We start from the raw sequence: 18,129 nt of genomic DNA on the forward strand, positions 1-18,129 counted from the left end.
CCTAAAAAACAATTGTCTTATTCCCCTGAACAATAATCCTGTCCTGTAAGTGCCATTTCACAGCTTTGCTCAGCACATTTCTTTCAATGGATTGTCCTATTTTCTTCAATTGCTGAATATTATCCTGATGATTAACCCGCATAATATCCTGTTCAATGATGGGCCCTTCATCTAAATCATCTGTTACATAATGACTGGTTGCTCCAATTAATTTAACCCCACGTGCAAACGCTCTTTCATACGGTCGTGCTCCCATAAACGCCGGCAAAAAGGAGTGATGAATATTAATGATTTTATTCTCATACATTTCAACAAAGCTTGGCGAAAGAATTTGCATGTAGCGCGCTAACACGATTAGATCGATTTGATGTTTATCGAGCAGCTCCTTCTGCCTTAACTCCGCATCTTCCTTTGTTTCCTTCGACACAGGTATATAGTAAAAAGGGATGTGCAGCGATTCTACCAGCTCTTTAGCAGCCAGATGATTACTGATTACGATCGGAATCTCTGTCATTAAATCTCCTGATTGCCACTCCCATAGCAGCTCTCTTAAACAATGGAGCTCCTTTGAAACAAATATAGCCGTTTTCTTTATGTGATAGTTAAAAATTATATCCCACTTCATCTTAAACTTATTCGCTATTGAAAGGAATTCTTCTTTTAGTTTCTTCTCGTTTTTAGCCAAATCAGAGCATTCGAATTCGATCCTCATAAAAAACGTACCGCCATTACTGTCTGTTGAATATTGATTTGATTCCAGGATGTTAGCGCCTTGTTTAAACAAGACATCAGATACTGCTGCCACAATTCCTTTTTTGTCCGGACAGCTAATTAGCAGGCGCCCTTTATCTCGCTGACTCTCTTTATACAGATTTACATGCTTTTCAGCGATCGTTTCCATTCCCTCACCATCCTGATCTGCACAGATATGTATTTATCCGCTTACATTCCTTACATTTTATCACAAATATTCCATCCTACCTGCTGAAATATTTTTATACTAATAATTTAATTGTTTCGGTAAAAGAGCAAAATGTAGCACTTCCTCATCAAGCCTTTATAATCGTTGATTTGCCAGCATTATAATTTTATTCACCAACGTTCTTATTCACCGTGTGAATGTTGATTCTTATTCATTTTGACTATTTGTTTTCCCATCTTAAGAGACGTACTTCTCGCAACAAATACGATTTATTAATTATATTTTCATTTCATGTTTCTAAAGGTATGCTTAGCGGGTAAATAGGTAAATATTGTTTTATAGTTGAAGCTGCTAATAGAGAGATGCGAGGTGGTACAAATGGGGCATAACCATACAATGATGCAATTTTTTGAGTGGCATATTTTACCTGATGGTACTCATTGGAAACGGTTGAAGGAATTAGCACCAGTATTAAAAAACTGCGGAATAGATTCTGTTTGGATCCCACCCCCAACGAAAGGACAAACACCTGAAGATACAGGTTATGGTATATATGATTTATATGATTTAGGGGAATTTGATCAAAATGGTTCTGTACGCACGAAATATGGTACGAAGGATGAGTTGATAGAAGCAGTTGAAGCATGCAAAGAAAATGATATTTGTGTGTATGCAGACATCGTTATGAACCATAAAGCAGGTGCGGATGAAACAGAGAGATTTAAGGTTGTAGAAGTTGATCAGAATGACCGTACACAAGAGATATCGGAACCATTTGATATCGATGGCTGGACGAAGTTCACGTTTCCCGGGCGCGGTAATACGTATTCTGATTTCAAATGGAATATGGAGCATTTCAATGGAACTGATTATGATGAAGGAACCATTCGAACAGGTGTATTTAAAATTCTCGGTGAAAATAAAGGCTGGAATGAACATGTTGATAAAGAGTTTGGAAACTATGACTATTTAATGTTTGCCAATATTGATTATCGCCTTCCAGATGTACGAAATGAAATGAAAAATTGGGGAAGATGGCTCGCTGAAACCATTAAATGTGAGGGGTATCGCTTAGATGCCATTAAGCATATTGATTATACCTTTATTAAAGAATTTGCCATTGAAATGAGAGAAGCTCATGGTGATGACTTTTATATGGTGGGAGAATACTGGAATCCCGATTTACGGGCATGCCAGGAGTATTTAGAAAAAGTTGATCATACACTTGATTTATTTGATGTGCCTCTCCACTATAAATTACATCAAGCTTCTCAAATGGGACGAGATTTTGACCTTACAACCATTTTTCATAATACTCTAGTAGAATCTAATCCTTTAAATGCGGTAACCTTCGTAGACAACCATGACTCACAGCCGGAAGAATCTCTGGAATCATGGATCGAAGATTGGTTTAAACCATCTGCTTATGCACTCATCTTACTTCGCCATGACGGTTACCCGTGTGTTTTTTACGGGGATTATTATGGAGTTGGCGGCGAAAACCCAGTTGGGAGAAAAAACAAACTGATTGATCCGCTTCTTTATGCAAGGGTCCATAAAGCCTATGGAGGACAGGTCGATTACTTTGACCATCCAAATACCATTGGGTGGGTAAGATTAGGAACCGAAGAAAAGGAGAACTCTGGCTGCGCTGTTGTTATTTCAAACGGTGACGAGGGCGAAAAAAGAATGTGTGTAGGAGCTGAACGTGCCGGAGAAATATGGACTGATTGTACAAGCAACCGACCAGATAAGATTGAGATTGACGAGGAAGGCTGGGCAACATTCCCTGTAAATGGTGGCAGTGTTTCTGTGTGGACCAAGCCTGACCCAGAAGATTAAAAAGCTTAAGCTAGAGTAGCATCCAGAATTTATATAAACAGGGGGCTTTTGAGTGATGAAACACTGTTTACTGCAGTGTTTCATCACTCATAGCCCCCTCATATTTTTCATCATTTCACTAAATCATACGAAATGATTGCCGGTTTACCGGTTCTGGGATCCTCTACAATAGAAGCATCAATCTGGAATACTTCTTTTAATACTTCCGAACTCATAACTTCATTAGAACTCCCCTGTAAAATTAACTGACCCATTTTAATCGCAACCAATTCATCTGCAAACCGGCTAGCATGATTCAAATCATGGATCACCATCACAATGGTTCGGCCATCCTCGTGATTCAGTTTTTTTAAAAGCTCAAGAACCTCCAGCTGGTGAGCCATATCCAAATACGTGGTTGGTTCATCCAGTAACAATAACCCCGTCTCCTGGGCAATTGCCATTGCAATCCATGCACGCTGACGTTGCCCGCCGGATAAGGAGTCCACTGCATGATCTTTAAAATCACTTAATCCAGTAACACGAATCGACCAATCGACCATTTCTCTGTCATGTTCATTTAAGCGTGAGAAACCGCCCTGATATGGAGTTCTTCCATAAGAGACCAAGTCGATTACAGAAAGACCGGCAGGAGCTTCCGGTGACTGGGGCAGGATAGCCATTTTTCTGGCAATCTCCTTTGTAGGTGTATTCTTAATATCTTTTCCATCTAAAATAACTGATCCATACATAGCTGGATGTAATCTTGCCATTGTCTTCAAAATAGTCGATTTTCCACAGCCATTTGGACCAATAATGGCTGTAATCGCTCCTTTTTTTATATCTAAATTCAGTGAAGGAACAATTACATTTCCGTCGTAGCCTATTTTTAAATTCCGAGCTGACAATTCCAAAAGGTTTACCCCTCCTCTACTTTGATTTCATTAAGAGATAAATAAAATATGGAGCACTGATAATAGAGACGATTACCCCTGAAGGAATATCGACACGGAACATATTTTTACCCAGCATATCTGCCAACAGCAAAATAAGGGCTCCAATCATAGCTGAAGCTGGTAAAAATGCCCCATGTTTAGGACCAACAAGCTTCCTTGCAATATGGGGTGCTATTAGTCCAAGAAAAGCAATCCCCCCGCCAACTGTCACACCTAACCCAGCCAATGCAACTGCGGCACCAATTAAAACTAAGCGCTCTTTTTCTGTACGAATTCCCAGTCCTGACGATACAAGACTCCCAAGATTTAATACATTTAGTGTGTGTGATTTATATAAAATAAATGGAATTAAGATTAAAAACCACGGCAGCAAGGCCCACACATATTTCCACTGTGTAGCCCAAAGATCTCCGGATAACCAAACTATCGCTTTCATGAAATCATGCGGATTCAATCTGAGCTGCATGGCAGTTAAGACAGCTGAAAATCCAGCATTAATACCGATTCCAACTAAAAGAAGGCGAATCGTGTGCAGCCCTTTCTTCCATGATAATGCCAATATCAATACGGCTGTAAGCATGGCTCCGGCAAATGCAAAGAAGGGCATAATAAATGTACCTATCTGGCTCTGACTGCCAAGCGTAGATTGAAATACAGTAATATAAATTAATACAGCAAGACCAGCACCTGCATTAATCCCTAATATCCCAGGCTCCGCTAATTCATTCTGAGCAACTGTTTGCAATACTGCTCCCGATATAGCCATTCCTGCTCCTACCAAAATAGCCAGTAAGATAGCCGGCAACCGGATCTCAAATAAAACAAGCTCCTGCTTAGCTGTTCCATTTCCCACAATCGTCTGCCACACCTCTGCTGGTGAAATACTGACCTTTCCTATATTCAGACTGATTAAACTGACCGTAATAATTAGTATGAACAAAGCAATCCATACTCTTGGCAAATTAGCAATCTTCTTCAAAACAATTGCCTCCCTTCACTGCGAACAAGGTACAGGAAGAAAGGAACTCCAATAAGTGCTGTCATAACACCAACCGGAGTTTCATATGGGGGATTAATCACTCTTGAGGCAACATCGGCCAACAATAACAAGGCACTTCCGAGAACAGCTGCGAGAGGCAGTAACTTTCTATAGTCCGTTCCAATCAACATCCTGGTTATATGAGGAATGACAAGACCGATAAAACCAATCGTCCCAGAGACCGCAACCGAGCTGCCAGTCAGTAATAAAATAACGATAATTCCTAAAGCTCGGACTAGCTTGATGTTAACCCCAAGCCCCTTCGTTACATCCGTACCAAGCGATAATAACGTAAGCGAATGTGCAATACTAAGTAAAATAGGCAATCCTATTAAGCCAACCGCTGTAATTATTTTTACCTCAACCCAATGACTATTCGCCAATTCACCTGCATACCAGAAGCTAATACTTTTCGTGACATCAAAATATAAAGCCATGCTGGTTGTCAAAGAACTTAAAAACATCCCAGTTGCCATACCCGCCAAAGCCAATTTAACTGGTGTTACCCCTCCTCTGGATAAGGCAGATAAAGAAAATACCAATAGGACAGCCAATCCTGCTCCAATCATGGATGCACTAATAGAACCCATTATGGATAATCCAGAGAAAACCGTTAATGATAAAACTAAAGCAAATGCAGCCCCATTGGATACTCCCAAAAGAGATGGTTCAGCAAGTGGATTTCTAGTCAATGCCTGCATAACAGCACCAGAAATGGCTAAGTATGCCCCAACAAGGCCTGCTATCAGTGCCCGCGGCAATCTGATTTCCCAAATAATCTGATGTGTCACATTATCAGGATTTCTATGGAGCAAAGCCTCCCATACTGTTGAAAGGTCTATCATTTTTGTTCCAATTATTAATGAAGTAATAAAAATAACTAGTAGTAGTAAAAAAGACAGCGGGAGAACAATGCCAATCCGTTCCCTGCGAGATGGAATATTTCTATCCTCGTTCTTCTGCACGTACGTTCAGTCCTTCAAAATTATAATATGTAGTCCAAAGGAATCCACCTTTCTAGTGTTACCTTAAAATGAATAGGTATGAATTTCCTTTGACCCTTCAAATGAGAATGATTATCATTAATAGTAACGAATTTATTTTACATACTAAAGGAGGATATAGCAATGGTAATAAATAATAAATACACACGTCTTCTGGTATTCATGCTGTGTGCAGTATTATTGCTTGCAGCCTGTGGCTCAAATGATGACAATGATACTTCTAACAAGGAGCAGTCTGACAAGAAGGTTACAGATGCAATCGGTGAAATGAGCTTCCCTAAAGACCCTAAAAGAATACTGGCACCAAATTTAGAGGATTATTTAGTCACTTTGGGCATTAAACCTGCTGCTCAATGGTCAATCGGTACAACTGTTCATAATTATTTACAGGATGAACTTAAGGATGTTCCTTTGATTTCATGGGATATGCCGATAGAAGATGTGATCGAAGCGGAACCAGACTTAATTATGTTCGAATCTGAAGCTGCTATTCAGGAAGGCCAGTATGAGGAATACAAAAAAGTAGCTCCAACCTATGTATTTAAGGAAGAAGATGCTGCTGACTGGAGAACTTTACTGACAAAAATGGGCGAGTTGTTCGGTAAAGAAGATCAGGCAAAAAAAGCAATTCAAGACTATGAGGATAAAGCTGCGGAAGCTAAAACAGCAGTTAAAGAGAAAATCGGAGATGAGTCTGCCGCTCTGATTTGGGTAACAGGCGGTCAGTACTTTGTTTTCGAGGGTGATCGTTACGCTTCAAATGTACTCTATAATGATTTAGGAATTAAGATGCCAACTTATATTAGTAAACTTGGTGAAGCACAGGCAACATGGCAGGGCACTTCACTTGAGGCATTAGCGGATTTGGATGCAGACCACCTCTTTATTGCTGCAGCGAGCGGCGAACCAGGAATGGAAACATTGGAAAACAGCTCTATTTATAGATCCATTCCGGCTGTCCAAAAAGGAAATGTTTATACATTTGAAGATTCCAGCAACTGGACAACCAATGCTAAAACGGCCAATGCTAAAACAATCGATTTGGTACTAGATTCCTTAACTAAATAATAAACAAAGGAGGCTCTTTTTTAAGAGTCTCCTTTTTATTGTATGTCTGAAGCTTACTTTTTTCTATTATATAAATCCTCTCTTCGGTCCTCAAAAACGGAGATGCGAGTTCGTACCTGATCGACTTCCTGTATGTTTAAGTCAGCATAAAGGATAGATTCTGCTGTAGAACCAATTGCAATTGTATCGCCCCATGGATTGATAACCATGGAAAATCCGCCGAATGTGTTATTAGGATCTTTTCCGACTCGGTTGACAGCTATAATAAATAGCTGGTTTTCTATGGCTCGTGCCTTCAAGAGCGTTACCCAATGATCCACTCTTGCTTCCGGCCATTCTGCCACTACGAATATAAGCTTTGCTCCCGCCAAAGCATGTTTTCTTCCCCATTCGGGAAAGCGGATATCATAGCAAATCAGGCCCCCGCTCATGTTCCCATCTATCTTAAATAAATTCTCTTTTTGTCCTGCTATAAGATATTTATGTTCATCCATTACGTTAAAAAGATGAGCTTTATCATACTCAGATATAACCTCTCCAAGGCGATTGAATACATACATTCTATTAAAATACCCTTTTGAGGTTTTCACAGATACAGAGCCGCCAACAATATTGACATTGTACTTTAATGCCAGTGAGGAAAGTAGCTTAATCGTTTCCTTTCCTTCAAGATCAGCAAGATCCCCCAGCTGTTGCAGTGCATAGCCTGTATTCCACATTTCAGGTAGCACAATACAATCCGCACCATTCTGGGCCGCCTCAGATATAGACTCTGTTACATGCTTAAAATTTTCATTTGGCTTTCCATACTCGATATCCATTTGTACACAGGCGATTTTCAGGTGGCTTCCCCCTCTCTCTTCTATTAAATAGGTTATTTCAATACATGGCTGATAGCAACTTTGATGCTATCTGTTTACCCAATATGTAAACGAAAATGGAATCGGGCTTAATCATCAACTCCATCATCCAATTCTCCACTAAGAATTTATAATTGTCTGATCATAACCATTCGGATTTTGCCTTTGCCATTTCCATGAATCTGCGCACATATCCTTCAGACTCTTTTCTGCTTTCCAGACCAGTACCTTTGCGGCCTTTACGGAATCAGCGTAACTAACAGCCACATCACCGGGCCTCCGTTCCACTAATTCGTAAGGGATTTTCCTTCCGCTAACACTTGCGAAAGCATACACCAGGTCCAGGACACTATATCCGTTTCCTGTTCCAAGATTAAATGCTTCTACTCCAGATCTACCCTGCAGATATTCCAATGCCTTCAAATGGCCCTTCACTAAATCGACTACATGGATATAGTCGCGAACACCGGTACCATCATGAGTTTCATAATCGCTGCCAAAAACGGATAATTTATCTCTTTTTCCAATGGCAACCTGTGTGATATATGGCATTAAATTATTGGGAATACCACTTGGATTCTCACCGATTCTTCCTGATTCATGAGCTCCTATAGGATTGAAGTACCTCAGCAAGGCGATACTCCATTCTGGATCGGAAACATGCAAGTCACACAGGATTTCCTCTATCATTAATTTTGAACGGCCATATGGATTGGTTGCTGATAATGGAAAGGACTCATCAATCGGTACCCGATCCGGCATACCATATACAGTGGCAGAAGAGCTGAATACCAGCTTCTTCACCTGATGCTTCGCCATAACTTCACATAGTCTGATGGTACCCGTCACATTATTTTCATAATATTTCAGAGGCATCGAAATGGACTCACCAACTGCTTTTAAACCGGCAAAATGGACAACTGAATCAAAATCATATTTTGCAAACAATTGGTCAACAGCTTCCTTATCTACTAAATCTATATTATAGAAAGGAAAGTTCCTACCAGCTAACTCTTTCACTCTTTCAATTGCTTCCACATGACTGTTAGAGAAATTATCCAGCACCACAATATCATAATTCGCTTTTAAGAATTCAACTGCCGCATGGCTGCCTATATAACCAGCACCACCTGTAATGAGTATCGCCATCCATGATCCACTCCCCTGTTTCTCACGATTGGTAATTAGAAATACACATACACTAATTTTACCTTATTTAGAATTATGTGGTACTTAATTTCTTTATGAGTTAAAAATACTAAAAGAAGAACAGGGCAGTGGATACTCAATTTATATTGTCGCAAGTCGATATTTAGGCTTGTTTAAATATCACTTGTTTTAGCTTTAAGGAATTCATCCTTAATCCTCTGCAGTAACGACTGATTTGTCAGAAGGCGATAACCTGTATTGGCCAAGGCTTTTGCACCAGTAATGACGGCTTGGTCTCCAAGTTCTGATATAGCACACTCTCTAAATTCTTTTGTGTGGGCGATTAGATCATTCGGACCAATTTTGATATAAGGATGCGCTGTCGGAACAACATGGCTTACATTTCCTGCATCTGTTGAACCGGATGCATTCCGCGTACCCTGTACAACCTCCTCACCTAGAGCTGCCAGTTCTTCTCGAAGTACCTCATCAAGAGCCGTGTTCAGAACGAAATCATGAACTTCATTTTGAAATCTTTCTATTTTTACATCGGCTCCGGTTGCCAACGCCGCACCTTTGGCAATCTGAATAATCCTTTCCGATATTTCCTCACAACTTTTCCAAGTTGAAGCTCTAATATAGAATCTTGCAGAGGCATAATCAGGAATGATATTAGGTGCATCTCCTCCATTTGGAATAATGCCATGAACCCTTATATCTGTCGGCAGCTGCTGTCTCAATGCGCCAATCCCATTAAATAACTGGATGACCGCATCAAGTGCATTAATCCCTTCCTCTGGTGCTGCCGCAGCATGCGCCGGTTTCCCATAAAAATGAAAGTCAAGGGGATTAACAGCCAAGAAAGGCTGAGTTGTTCTCGTTTGACCAGAAGGATGAATGATAATAGCTGCATCCACACCGTCAAACAATTGATGCTTTACATAACTGCCCTTCGCACTTCCATTTTGACCCCCTTCTTCTGCCGGGGTACCGTAAACAAGTACCGTTCCCCCTATTTCCTCGAGTACTAAACCAAGCGAAATTCCAGCCGCTACGCTGGTGATGCCAATGATATTATGGCCGCATGCATGGCCAAGGCCAGGAAGCGCATCATACTCGGCAAGAAAAGCTATCGTAGGCCCCGGCTTTGAGGATGATTTCCTCGCTAAAAATCCAGTTTTATGGCCAGCAATATCATTTGTTACCTCAAAGCCAGCATCGATTAATACCTTGGTCAGTGTTTCAGATGCAAAGAATTCTTCATTCCCTATTTCTGGATTTTCATGAATTTGGTGGCTTATATTTATATATTTGTTTTTCTGCTGATCTATATATTCATTGATAATATCTTTATGAAAAATGCGACCTTCGTTTTTAATCATTGCTCTGCCTCCAATCTCTCTAATAATCTTATACCTATGTTAGTATCCGAAGTAATTCATTGATCGACTGCCGGGCTGGTCCAGGCATCCTGATAATTAACCAATTCTTCTATTGAAACAAAAGCCGGAATGGTATTTCCTTTAAATGTTTTAAGGATAAAATCCTCCACTTCCTCTGAATGATAGATGTCTGCCAGTTTTTTTAGCTCAGCGCGGTCTTTATCCCCTTTTTTTATAGCGATAATATTAATGTATGGTTTGGCCGTTGCACTTTCATGGAACAAGGCATCCTTTAATGTCAATCCTGCCTCAACCGCAAAGTTATTGTTTATAATAGATGCATCTACATCTTCAAGAAAACGCGGTGTATTCCCGGCAGCTACCAGTTCGAGTTTAATATTTTTTTGATTTGATTTAATTTTTTCCAAAGAGCCTATTCCATCAAAATTATCTGTTAGTGTAATGAAGCCAGCCTCCTGCAAAAGAAGTAGCGCCCGGCCAAGATTTGTACCTTCATTAGGGACAGCAATTTTAGCCCCATCAGGCAATTCCTTTAAATCCTTATGCTTATTTGAGTAGATTCCCATTGGTGCAATAACAGTAGAGCTTAGTGGCTCAAGATCTAATTTTCTTTCTTCCACTTGTTCTTCAAAGTAAGAAATGGTCTGGAATGCGTTAGCATCCACTTCGCCATCATTTAGAGCTGTATTCGGCAAAATATAATCACTGAACTTTACAAGCTCTATATTGAGCCCCTTCTCCTTAGCGAGTTCAGCAATATAATCCCATATTCTTGTGTCTCCGCTGCTTACTCCAACCTTAATGGTAGAGCTGCCCTCTTTTGCACTGCCTTTCGAATCGCTTCCACATGCTGCTGTTACGACAGTACATGCAATTATTAAAATAGTAAGAAAAAGTTTTTTCATTTTTTCCATCTCCTTCTTTATCGTCTTCTTATTTTTCTAGCCAGCGTATTACCTATGGATTGTAAAAGCTGTACAATGATTACCAGTGCCGCAACGGTTACAATCATGGTGTTAGTGTCAAACCTCTGATAACCATAGGTGAGGGCAAGATCTCCAACTCCTCCAGCTCCTACTGCCCCTGCCATTGCTGAGGCTCCAACCAGCCCAATAGTTGCTGTTGTAAAGGTTAAAACAAGAGAGCTAAGTCCCTCTGGTATTAAAAACCGAAAAATGATCTGCCATTCAGTCGCGCCCATTGACTGAGCTGCTTCAATAATTCCCTTATCAACTTCCAATAATGAATTTTCAACCAATCTGGCAATATAAGGACCTGCATAAAATACAAGCGGTACAATGGCGGCATTCGTTCCAATCGCCGATCCAACAACCAATCGTGTAAATGGAATCAAAGCCACCAATAAAATAATGAAGGGAACCGAGCGTAAAATATTAATGATTGGGTTCAATATATTAAACACCCACTTATTCTCCAGAATGTGACCCTTTCTCGTTATGACGAGTAAAATCCCTAAAGGCAATCCAATCACGGCCGCGAATAGTAAGGAGAAGAAAACCATATAGAGTGTGTCACTGAATCCAATCAGTAACTGTTCAAGTGTAATTTCCATTCCTAAAAACTGTTCATTCATGATAGCTTAACCTCCTGCAAGAGCACATCCTCACTCTCTATGTATTGGATCGCCTTCTTTATTTCTTCTGTTTCACCGATGACCTCAACGATTAAATTCCCAAAAGGGGTTTCCTGTATTTCAGAAATATTGGCAGAAAGAACACTTAAATGGACATCAAAACTTTTCGCCACTGTTGAAAGTAGATGCTTGCCAGACGAAGATCCCAAAAAATTAAGTTTCCAAACTGCTGGTTTATTCTCCTTTAAGGATTTCAAAAAGCTCTGCGGAATCTCGTCGTGAATGACTGTTCTAACAAACCGCTTGGCAACCTCAGTGGTTGGCTTGGAAAAAATATCAAGAACAGGACCCTGCTCAACAACCCTCCCATTTTCCATGACAGCGACCTTATTGCATATCTCTTTAATCACCGACATTTCATGTGTAATAAGCAAAATTGTTATATTGTATTCTCGGTTTATTTTTTTCAATAGCTCTAAAACATCCCTGGTCGTCTGCGGATCCAATGCCGATGTAGCTTCGTCACATAGCAGGATAGATGGATTCGTGGCCAGAGCTCTCGCAATTCCAACCCTCTGCTTCTGTCCCCCTGACAATTCATCCGGGTAACTTCGACCCTTAGCTGATAACCCCACGAACTCCAGTAATTCTCGAACTCTATTTTGAATCGTTTCTTTACGAACGCCGGATAGTATCAATGGAATCGCTACATTATCAAATACCGTCTTAGATTGAAGTAAATTGAAATGTTGAAAGATCATCCCGATTTTCTTTTTCTCTGCCCTTAATTCCTTTGCTTTGAGACTGGCAAACGATTTACCATTCAAAAGGACCTCCCCCTCAGTAGGCCGTTCAAGCATATTAACTAAACGCAAAAGTGTACTTTTCCCGGCCCCGCTGTATCCTACCACTCCAAAAATATCCCCTTTTTCAACCGTTAAATGAACGCCTCTCAGAGCATCTACGCTTTGACCATTTGCTTGATATGACTTTTTTATGTTTCGAAACTCAATCATGTTCTCTCCTCCAGGCCTAAAAAATTCGAAATGCAAAAAGCCCCTTCTGTCATTAGACAGAAGAGGCTTTGTATGAACATATACATAAAAAGACAAGTAGAAATATGTTCGCTTAAAGCTTCCTCTTATCTCTCAAACAGATGTTTGTTGGAATTAGCACAGTATTTTTACCATAGTAAAAATCCGCTGCCGAAGTATCATAGGGCCAAATCCCTCCACTTCTCTCGATAAGAATCGCTTGCTATTCAATTAAATTTGATGTTTCCAACTATATCCTATCTTGTTTAGCAATGTCAATAATAATTTATAATATTTAAAATATTTTTGATTTATAATAAAGAATATCCTAAATCAAGTTACAGCAACTAAAATTCATGAATATTTCCAATTCATGAATCATTTTGGCCAGTTATTCGTATAGGATATTAAGGTAAATTATAGAAAAAATAAGGAGGGGTACTTTGTGGGAAATATCTTCATCTATTCCATTATCATTGGGATTATATCGGCACTTATTCTTGTGCCATTCAAAAATAATGAAAAATTACGTATCCATATGAAGGGGAAAACAAAACTGCTTGTTTTTGTCAGCTTAGCTGCATTAATCACGATTGGAGCATTTTTATTTTATTACTTCACCCTATTGGATCAAACTATCTCTTCTCTTTGGATTTTTGTCATCATACTAACCTTGCTGGGTTCAATGCTTGCTACGGGTATGGAGAGAACCATTAAGGGTATTTTATTTGCAGGTAGTTTGCTTGTCGGTCTCTATTTTTTAACGGCATTTCTGTTCAATGCCGATGAAAAGTATACTATAGCTAAAATGGACATCAAAGAAGAAATTCAAACATTTGATGAAAATAAAAAGCCGGCCAGCGTGCCTCCTCAATACGCGCGCAATAAAATGAAAAAAGCATTTGGCCAGGTACCAAATACGAGCTACTACGAATTAGGGAATTTACAAATCCAAAAAGTAGATGGTGAGTATGTTTATATTGCTCCAGTCGAATTTTCAGGATTCTTCAAATGGCTGAAAGGGAAAGAAACTCCTGGTTACTTTATATTGAGTGCTACAGATTCATCAGCCAACCCAAAATTTGTTGATGCAGAAATGATCTACACTCCTTCTGCATTCTTCAATAAAGAAACAGAGCGCCGTATTCGTCTACAGTATCCATCCTACATATTCTATGGGGATTCACAGCTTGAAGTAGATGATAATGGCACGCCATTTTATATTCGCTCTTATGGTGATTTTGTCTCTGCCAGAAATGGCTTTAAGGTAAAAGGTGTTGTGGTGATGGATGCCAAAACTGGGAAGTCCAACTCTTATTCCCTTTCTGAAGCGCCCGAATTTATTGATGGTGCCGTTGCACCAGAAGTCGTCAGTACACAAAACAGCTACTTCGGAAATTATATTCATGGCTATTGGAACAGCCTATTTGGAAAATCAGATGTTAAACTGCCTTCTGATGAGGGTACCGAAGCGAATGTAAGTCCGATCTTTGATGAAAATGGAGATATGTATTATTTCACTGATTTCACGAGTCCTAAAGAAGGCGTCGATTCTATGCTCGGCTATGCGCTCACAAATTCCAGGACAGGTAAAGCTGTCTATTATACAGGTAATATGGAGGAATCCTACATGGATTCACAGGGTGCCCTGCAAATTATCGAGAAGAAGTTTATAGAAAAGAAATGGGAAGGAGAAATGCCCATCATCTATAATTTTTACGGTGAAGCCAGTTGGTTAACAGGAGTCCTGGATTCAAATGGATTCCTACAAAATTATTTCATTGTATCTGCTGCCAATCCTGAAATAACAGCATATGGGTCAACGCCAAATGAAGCCTTAAAGCTATACAAAACAGCACTTCAAAAAGGCGGCGGAACGGTTAACGGCACCTCCACAAGTGTTGAGAAGAAAATCGATGGGAAAGTTATCAGAGTCTATAAAGAAAAATCAGGTGAATATACCGTCGTTTCGTTCCTTCTGGATAATGGACAAAGCTACAATATGTCCTCTGAAAAGGATCCTTTGATCATATATCTGCAGGAAAACGATGAGGTATCTGTAACGTACCTGGATACCGGGGAAAACTTTTTACCTGTTAACGGTATTACAATTAAGAATTTACAATAATATATACTGAAGAAAATAGATCATCCTCACTCGAGGATTGATCTATTTTTTAACAACTGGACTAATTTTATTATCCATATTTAAATTATTGTTAAATATATAGTTAGAATCGTGTTGAATAGGGTAAATAAAATTAGTCATAAATACTCATAATAGGTAGTGTTTACATTATTAAGAGGAGGGCTTTGGAGTTAAATTCTATAGATCAATACCCATACTGGATGTAGTTCCAAAAGAATTAGAGCACAAATGGAAATATACTTTAGAATTCATTCTTCAGAACTAAAATTTGCTTAAGATACACTTACATGGTTAAAGCATTCTCAGCTGTTTTCCATACATAATCAGTATTAATATGTGAGTTAGATTATTTTCACATAACATTTAGGAAGTACTTTCCATTTACAAATCTCTATATATTTTATTAGATTAAATACGTATAATACTGCTCTTTTTTTATTTCTCCACCCTTTATTACATCTTTTTCTTCACAACAAATAAATGGAAATCTTATAGTAATCTAATATTATTTGGTAAGTATTGATTGCCAAAAAACCGTATCTTTATATATACTCATAGAGATACATACATTCTGTTATAAGATTAAAACATCCCTTTTAACCCGCCCCAATTGGATATAGAGGGTTTTTAAACGTTACTTATATGAAGGAGGTTCACAATGAAGAAATTTTCAAAATTCACATTCCTAATAGCAATGGCTATTGTCATGATTGCTTCATTTATATTCCCGGCTTTAAACACGAAAGCAGAAGGAAAAAAATATGAGATTGCAACAGATATTACATTTGCCCCATTTGAATTCCAGGAAACGAATGGCGAATTTGTAGGTATAGATATCGATTTACTCAATGCTATAGCTGAAAATCAAGGGTTTGAAGTAGAAATTAAGCCGCTTGGATTTAATGCAGCCGTACAAGCACTAGAGTCCAATCAAGTAGACGGCGTTATTGCCGGAATGAGTATAACAGATGAAAGACAACTGAAATTTGATTTCTCCGATCCCTATTTTGAATCTGGTGTCGTAATGGCGGTTGCCGAGGGAAATGAAGAGATTAAATCCTATGAAGATTTAAAAGGAAAAAAGGTAGCCATTAAAACAGGTACAGAAGGTGCCAGCTTTGCAGAAAGCATAAAAGATAAATATGGCTTTAAAACGGTAACCTTTGATGATTCCGCCAATATGTATGACGATGTTAAAACAGGTAACTCTGCAGCTGTTTTTGATGATTACCCAGTTCTGGCATATGGGATTACGCAAGGCAACGGATTAGAAATCGTTACTGAAAAAGAAAAAGGCGGCTCCTATGGATTTGCTGTCGCTAAAGGGCAAAATGCGGAATTGATTGAGCAGTTCAATACAGGTCTAGCCAATCTAAAAGAATCCGGTGAATATCAGGATATTATGGATAAGTACTTGAAGGCAGAAAAAAGCACCGATACTAATAACGGTTTCTTCGGCTTATTAGAATCAAGTATGCCAAGTCTGTTAAAAGGTCTTCAAATGACCCTGATATTGACTGTCGTATCTCTCGTTATAGCATGTATCCTAGGTATTATATTTGGTCTGATGCGTGTGTCCCATCTCAAAATCTTAAGGGCAATCGGCGTCATTTACGTAGATATCTTTAGAGGAACTCCACTGATTGTTCAAGCTTTCTTTATCTATTTCGGTATTCCAGCAGCACTTGACTTCCGTATATCTGCAGTTGCTGCCGGTATCATAACATTAAGCTTAAATGCTGGTGCATATATGGCTGAAATTGTACGCGGTGGTATCGAATCCGTTGATAAGGGACAAATGGAAGCTGCCCGAAGCCTTGGTCTTCCATATAAAAAGGCAATGGCAAAGGTTATCCTTCCACAGGCAATCCGTCTGATGATTCCATCTATCATTAACCAATTTATCATTACATTAAAAGATACCTCTATCCTATCCATCATTGGTATTAATGAATTGACTCAAAGCGGAAAAATCATTATTGCCAGAAACCTTGAGTCCTTCCAAATGTGGCTGATTGTAGGGTTTATATACTTTATCATTATTATGATTTTAACTAAGGTATCAAACCGTATGGAAAGGAAGATCCAAAATGGGAAAGCTTAAAGTAAAAGGATTAAAAAAATCATACGGGAAGCTGGAAGTACTAAAGGATATCAGTCTTGAGGTTAAAGAAGGCGAAGTTGTCTGCTTAATCGGCCCTTCTGGATCCGGTAAAAGTACACTTCTGCGCTGCCTCAATTTACTTGAAGAAGTAAATGAAGGTGACGTAACAGTTGATGATAAACATTTAACTGATAAAAACACAGACATTAATAAAGTTAGGGAAAATATCGGAATGGTATTCCAGCATTTCAATCTCTTCCCGCATATGACAGTACTAGATAATATTACTTTGGCTCCTGTTGAGCTGAATAAAGCTACAAAAGAAGAAGCAAAAAAAATCGGCTTAAAGCTATTGGCTCGTGTGGGTCTTGAAGATAAGGCCAATGCCATGCCAGCTCAACTGTCCGGCGGACAAAAACAACGTGTGGCGATTGCACGAGCTCTTGCCATGAACCCTGACATTATGTTGTTTGATGAGCCTACGAGTGCACTTGATCCCGAAATGGTCGGTGAGGTTCTGAATGTTATTAAACAGCTTGCACAAGAGGGTATGACCATGGTAATTGTGACTCATGAAATGGGCTTTGCCCGTGAAGTAGCTGATCAGGTCATCTTTATGGATGGCGGTTATGTTGTGGAAAGAGGAACACCTGAAGAAATCTTCTCCAATCCGCAAAATGAACGAACTAAGGATTTTCTTGATAAAGTTTTATAAGGATAAGTTAGGGCACAGTGCTTAAGCACTGTGCCCTTTAGTATTTCTATTTTGATAACCTCCTTCTTGCTGATGTAATGACTATCCATATATGCAGTTACTAAAAGGCCTGATATATATGAATCCTGCCTTTACTCTGATATAAACTTCTATTTCCTGGTTACATGCAACCCTTCATGCAAACACTCCAATATTTTCATAAAAACCTTTATTACGCGCAAAATAAACTTTAGTATTAATCCAGTTCCCTTACTTTCTGAATTTTCCAGTTTCGAACCGTTCTCTCCAAATGATATTATTATTTTAGTATA

General features: G+C 39.1%; 15 protein-coding genes and 1 riboswitch. Of the genes, 5 read left to right on the top strand and 10 right to left on the bottom strand.

Features of this window, described 5'->3' with window-relative positions:
• Window position 1: 1 nt before the first annotated feature.
• The gene (gene purU, locus AC4G3O_RS13660; RefSeq protein ID WP_491136347.1) at window positions 2–901 is read right to left on the bottom strand and encodes a formyltetrahydrofolate deformylase; all 900 of its coding nucleotides are present in this window, start codon (window positions 899–901) and stop codon (window positions 2–4) included.
• Window positions 902–1,300: 399 nt separating this feature from the next.
• Here purU and AC4G3O_RS13665 point away from each other — a divergent pair, with 399 nt between their 5' ends.
• Window positions 1,301–2,764, top strand: a complete 1,464-nt coding sequence (locus tag AC4G3O_RS13665; RefSeq protein WP_139892048.1) for an alpha-amylase — start codon at window positions 1,301–1,303, stop codon at window positions 2,762–2,764.
• A 110-nt stretch (window positions 2,765–2,874) separates the two neighbouring features.
• On the opposite strand, the gene AC4G3O_RS13670 is transcribed toward AC4G3O_RS13665, so the two are convergent.
• From AC4G3O_RS13670 to AC4G3O_RS13680, 3 genes are read right to left on the bottom strand one after another with little or no spacing between them, the layout of a single operon-like run.
• Window positions 2,875–3,657: an ABC transporter ATP-binding protein gene (locus tag AC4G3O_RS13670; protein ID WP_491136348.1), complete on the bottom strand. Its 783-nt coding sequence runs from the start codon at window positions 3,655–3,657 to the stop codon at window positions 2,875–2,877.
• A gap of 16 nt (window positions 3,658–3,673) precedes the next feature.
• Window positions 3,674–4,678 (bottom strand): FecCD family ABC transporter permease, encoded by a 1,005-nt coding sequence (locus AC4G3O_RS13675; protein ID WP_066109556.1) that lies wholly within the window; start codon window positions 4,676–4,678, stop codon window positions 3,674–3,676.
• Entirely contained in the window at window positions 4,675–5,703 is a 1,029-nt protein-coding gene (locus AC4G3O_RS13680) for a FecCD family ABC transporter permease (RefSeq protein ID WP_491136349.1), read from the bottom strand. Before AC4G3O_RS13680 ends, AC4G3O_RS13675 begins: the two co-directional genes overlap by 4 nt.
• A 162-nt stretch (window positions 5,704–5,865) precedes the next feature.
• On the opposite strand from AC4G3O_RS13680, the gene AC4G3O_RS13685 reads away from it, so the two are divergent.
• Window positions 5,866–6,810 (top strand): ABC transporter substrate-binding protein, encoded by a 945-nt coding sequence (locus AC4G3O_RS13685; RefSeq protein WP_066109564.1) that lies wholly within the window; start codon window positions 5,866–5,868, stop codon window positions 6,808–6,810.
• A gap of 53 nt (window positions 6,811–6,863) precedes the next feature.
• Here AC4G3O_RS13685 and AC4G3O_RS13690 read toward each other — a convergent pair whose 3' ends face one another.
• The 6 genes from AC4G3O_RS13690 to AC4G3O_RS13715 all read right to left on the bottom strand — a co-directional run bounded on the left by AC4G3O_RS13690 (window position 6,864) and on the right by AC4G3O_RS13715 (window position 12,832).
• Entirely contained in the window at window positions 6,864–7,652 is a 789-nt protein-coding gene (locus AC4G3O_RS13690; protein ID WP_491136376.1) for a carbon-nitrogen family hydrolase, read from the bottom strand.
• Between the two features lie 138 nt (window positions 7,653–7,790).
• On the bottom strand, window positions 7,791–8,819 hold the full coding sequence (gene galE / locus AC4G3O_RS13695) for a UDP-glucose 4-epimerase GalE (RefSeq protein WP_139892044.1): 1,029 nt from the start codon (window positions 8,817–8,819) through the stop codon (window positions 7,791–7,793).
• Window positions 8,820–8,992: 173 nt separating this feature from the next.
• Window positions 8,993–10,201 (bottom strand): M20 family metallopeptidase, encoded by a 1,209-nt coding sequence (locus AC4G3O_RS13700; protein WP_066109570.1) that lies wholly within the window; start codon window positions 10,199–10,201, stop codon window positions 8,993–8,995.
• A gap of 56 nt (window positions 10,202–10,257) precedes the next feature.
• Complete coding sequence (locus AC4G3O_RS13705) at window positions 10,258–11,127, bottom strand: MetQ/NlpA family ABC transporter substrate-binding protein (RefSeq protein WP_066109571.1); 870 nt, start codon at window positions 11,125–11,127, stop codon at window positions 10,258–10,260.
• A gap of 17 nt (window positions 11,128–11,144) precedes the next feature.
• The gene (locus AC4G3O_RS13710; RefSeq protein ID WP_066109774.1) at window positions 11,145–11,795 is read right to left on the bottom strand and encodes a methionine ABC transporter permease; all 651 of its coding nucleotides are present in this window, start codon (window positions 11,793–11,795) and stop codon (window positions 11,145–11,147) included.
• 17 nt (window positions 11,796–11,812) lie between these two features.
• Complete coding sequence (locus AC4G3O_RS13715; RefSeq protein WP_490558497.1) at window positions 11,813–12,832, bottom strand: methionine ABC transporter ATP-binding protein; 1,020 nt, start codon at window positions 12,830–12,832, stop codon at window positions 11,813–11,815.
• Between the two features lie 122 nt (window positions 12,833–12,954).
• Window positions 12,955–13,066, bottom strand: a riboswitch (SAM riboswitch).
• Window positions 13,067–13,295: 229 nt separating this feature from the next.
• On the opposite strand from AC4G3O_RS13715, the gene AC4G3O_RS13720 reads away from it, so the two are divergent.
• The 3 genes from AC4G3O_RS13720 to AC4G3O_RS13730 all read left to right on the top strand — a co-directional run bounded on the left by AC4G3O_RS13720 (window position 13,296) and on the right by AC4G3O_RS13730 (window position 17,818).
• Window positions 13,296–14,978 carry a YrzE family protein gene (locus tag AC4G3O_RS13720; protein WP_066109578.1) on the top strand — a complete coding sequence of 561 codons (1,683 nt, stop codon included), beginning with the start codon at window positions 13,296–13,298 and terminating at the stop codon, window positions 14,976–14,978.
• Between the two features lie 679 nt (window positions 14,979–15,657).
• Complete coding sequence (locus AC4G3O_RS13725; RefSeq protein WP_066109582.1) at window positions 15,658–17,103, top strand: amino acid ABC transporter substrate-binding protein/permease; 1,446 nt, start codon at window positions 15,658–15,660, stop codon at window positions 17,101–17,103.
• Complete coding sequence (locus AC4G3O_RS13730) at window positions 17,090–17,818, top strand: amino acid ABC transporter ATP-binding protein (protein WP_066109585.1); 729 nt, start codon at window positions 17,090–17,092, stop codon at window positions 17,816–17,818. The genes AC4G3O_RS13725 and AC4G3O_RS13730 overlap by 14 nt, the downstream gene beginning before the upstream one ends.
• Window positions 17,819–18,129 lie beyond the last annotated feature (311 nt).

The organism is Bacillus sp. z14 (2026), from assembly GCF_058313575.1.

Excerpts from the sequence above, each read along its gene's own strand:
- AC4G3O_RS13710 (WP_066109774.1), bottom strand. The coding sequence starts at position 11,795 with ATGGAAATTACACTTGAACAGTTACTGATTGGATTCAGTGACACACTC.
- AC4G3O_RS13685 (WP_066109564.1), top strand. The coding sequence starts at position 5,866 with ATGGTAATAAATAATAAATACACACGTCTTCTGGTATTCATGCTGTGT.
- purU (WP_491136347.1), bottom strand. The coding sequence starts at position 901 with ATGGAAACGATCGCTGAAAAGCATGTAAATCTGTATAAAGAGAGTCAG.
- AC4G3O_RS13700 (WP_066109570.1), bottom strand. The coding sequence starts at position 10,201 with ATGATTAAAAACGAAGGTCGCATTTTTCATAAAGATATTATCAATGAA.
- galE (WP_139892044.1), bottom strand. The coding sequence starts at position 8,819 with ATGGCGATACTCATTACAGGTGGTGCTGGTTATATAGGCAGCCATGCG.
- AC4G3O_RS13730 (WP_066109585.1), top strand. The coding sequence starts at position 17,090 with ATGGGAAAGCTTAAAGTAAAAGGATTAAAAAAATCATACGGGAAGCTG.
- AC4G3O_RS13705 (WP_066109571.1), bottom strand. The coding sequence starts at position 11,127 with ATGAAAAAACTTTTTCTTACTATTTTAATAATTGCATGTACTGTCGTA.
- AC4G3O_RS13665 (WP_139892048.1), top strand. The coding sequence starts at position 1,301 with ATGGGGCATAACCATACAATGATGCAATTTTTTGAGTGGCATATTTTA.
- AC4G3O_RS13715 (WP_490558497.1), bottom strand. The coding sequence starts at position 12,832 with ATGATTGAGTTTCGAAACATAAAAAAGTCATATCAAGCAAATGGTCAA.
- AC4G3O_RS13725 (WP_066109582.1), top strand. The coding sequence starts at position 15,658 with ATGAAGAAATTTTCAAAATTCACATTCCTAATAGCAATGGCTATTGTC.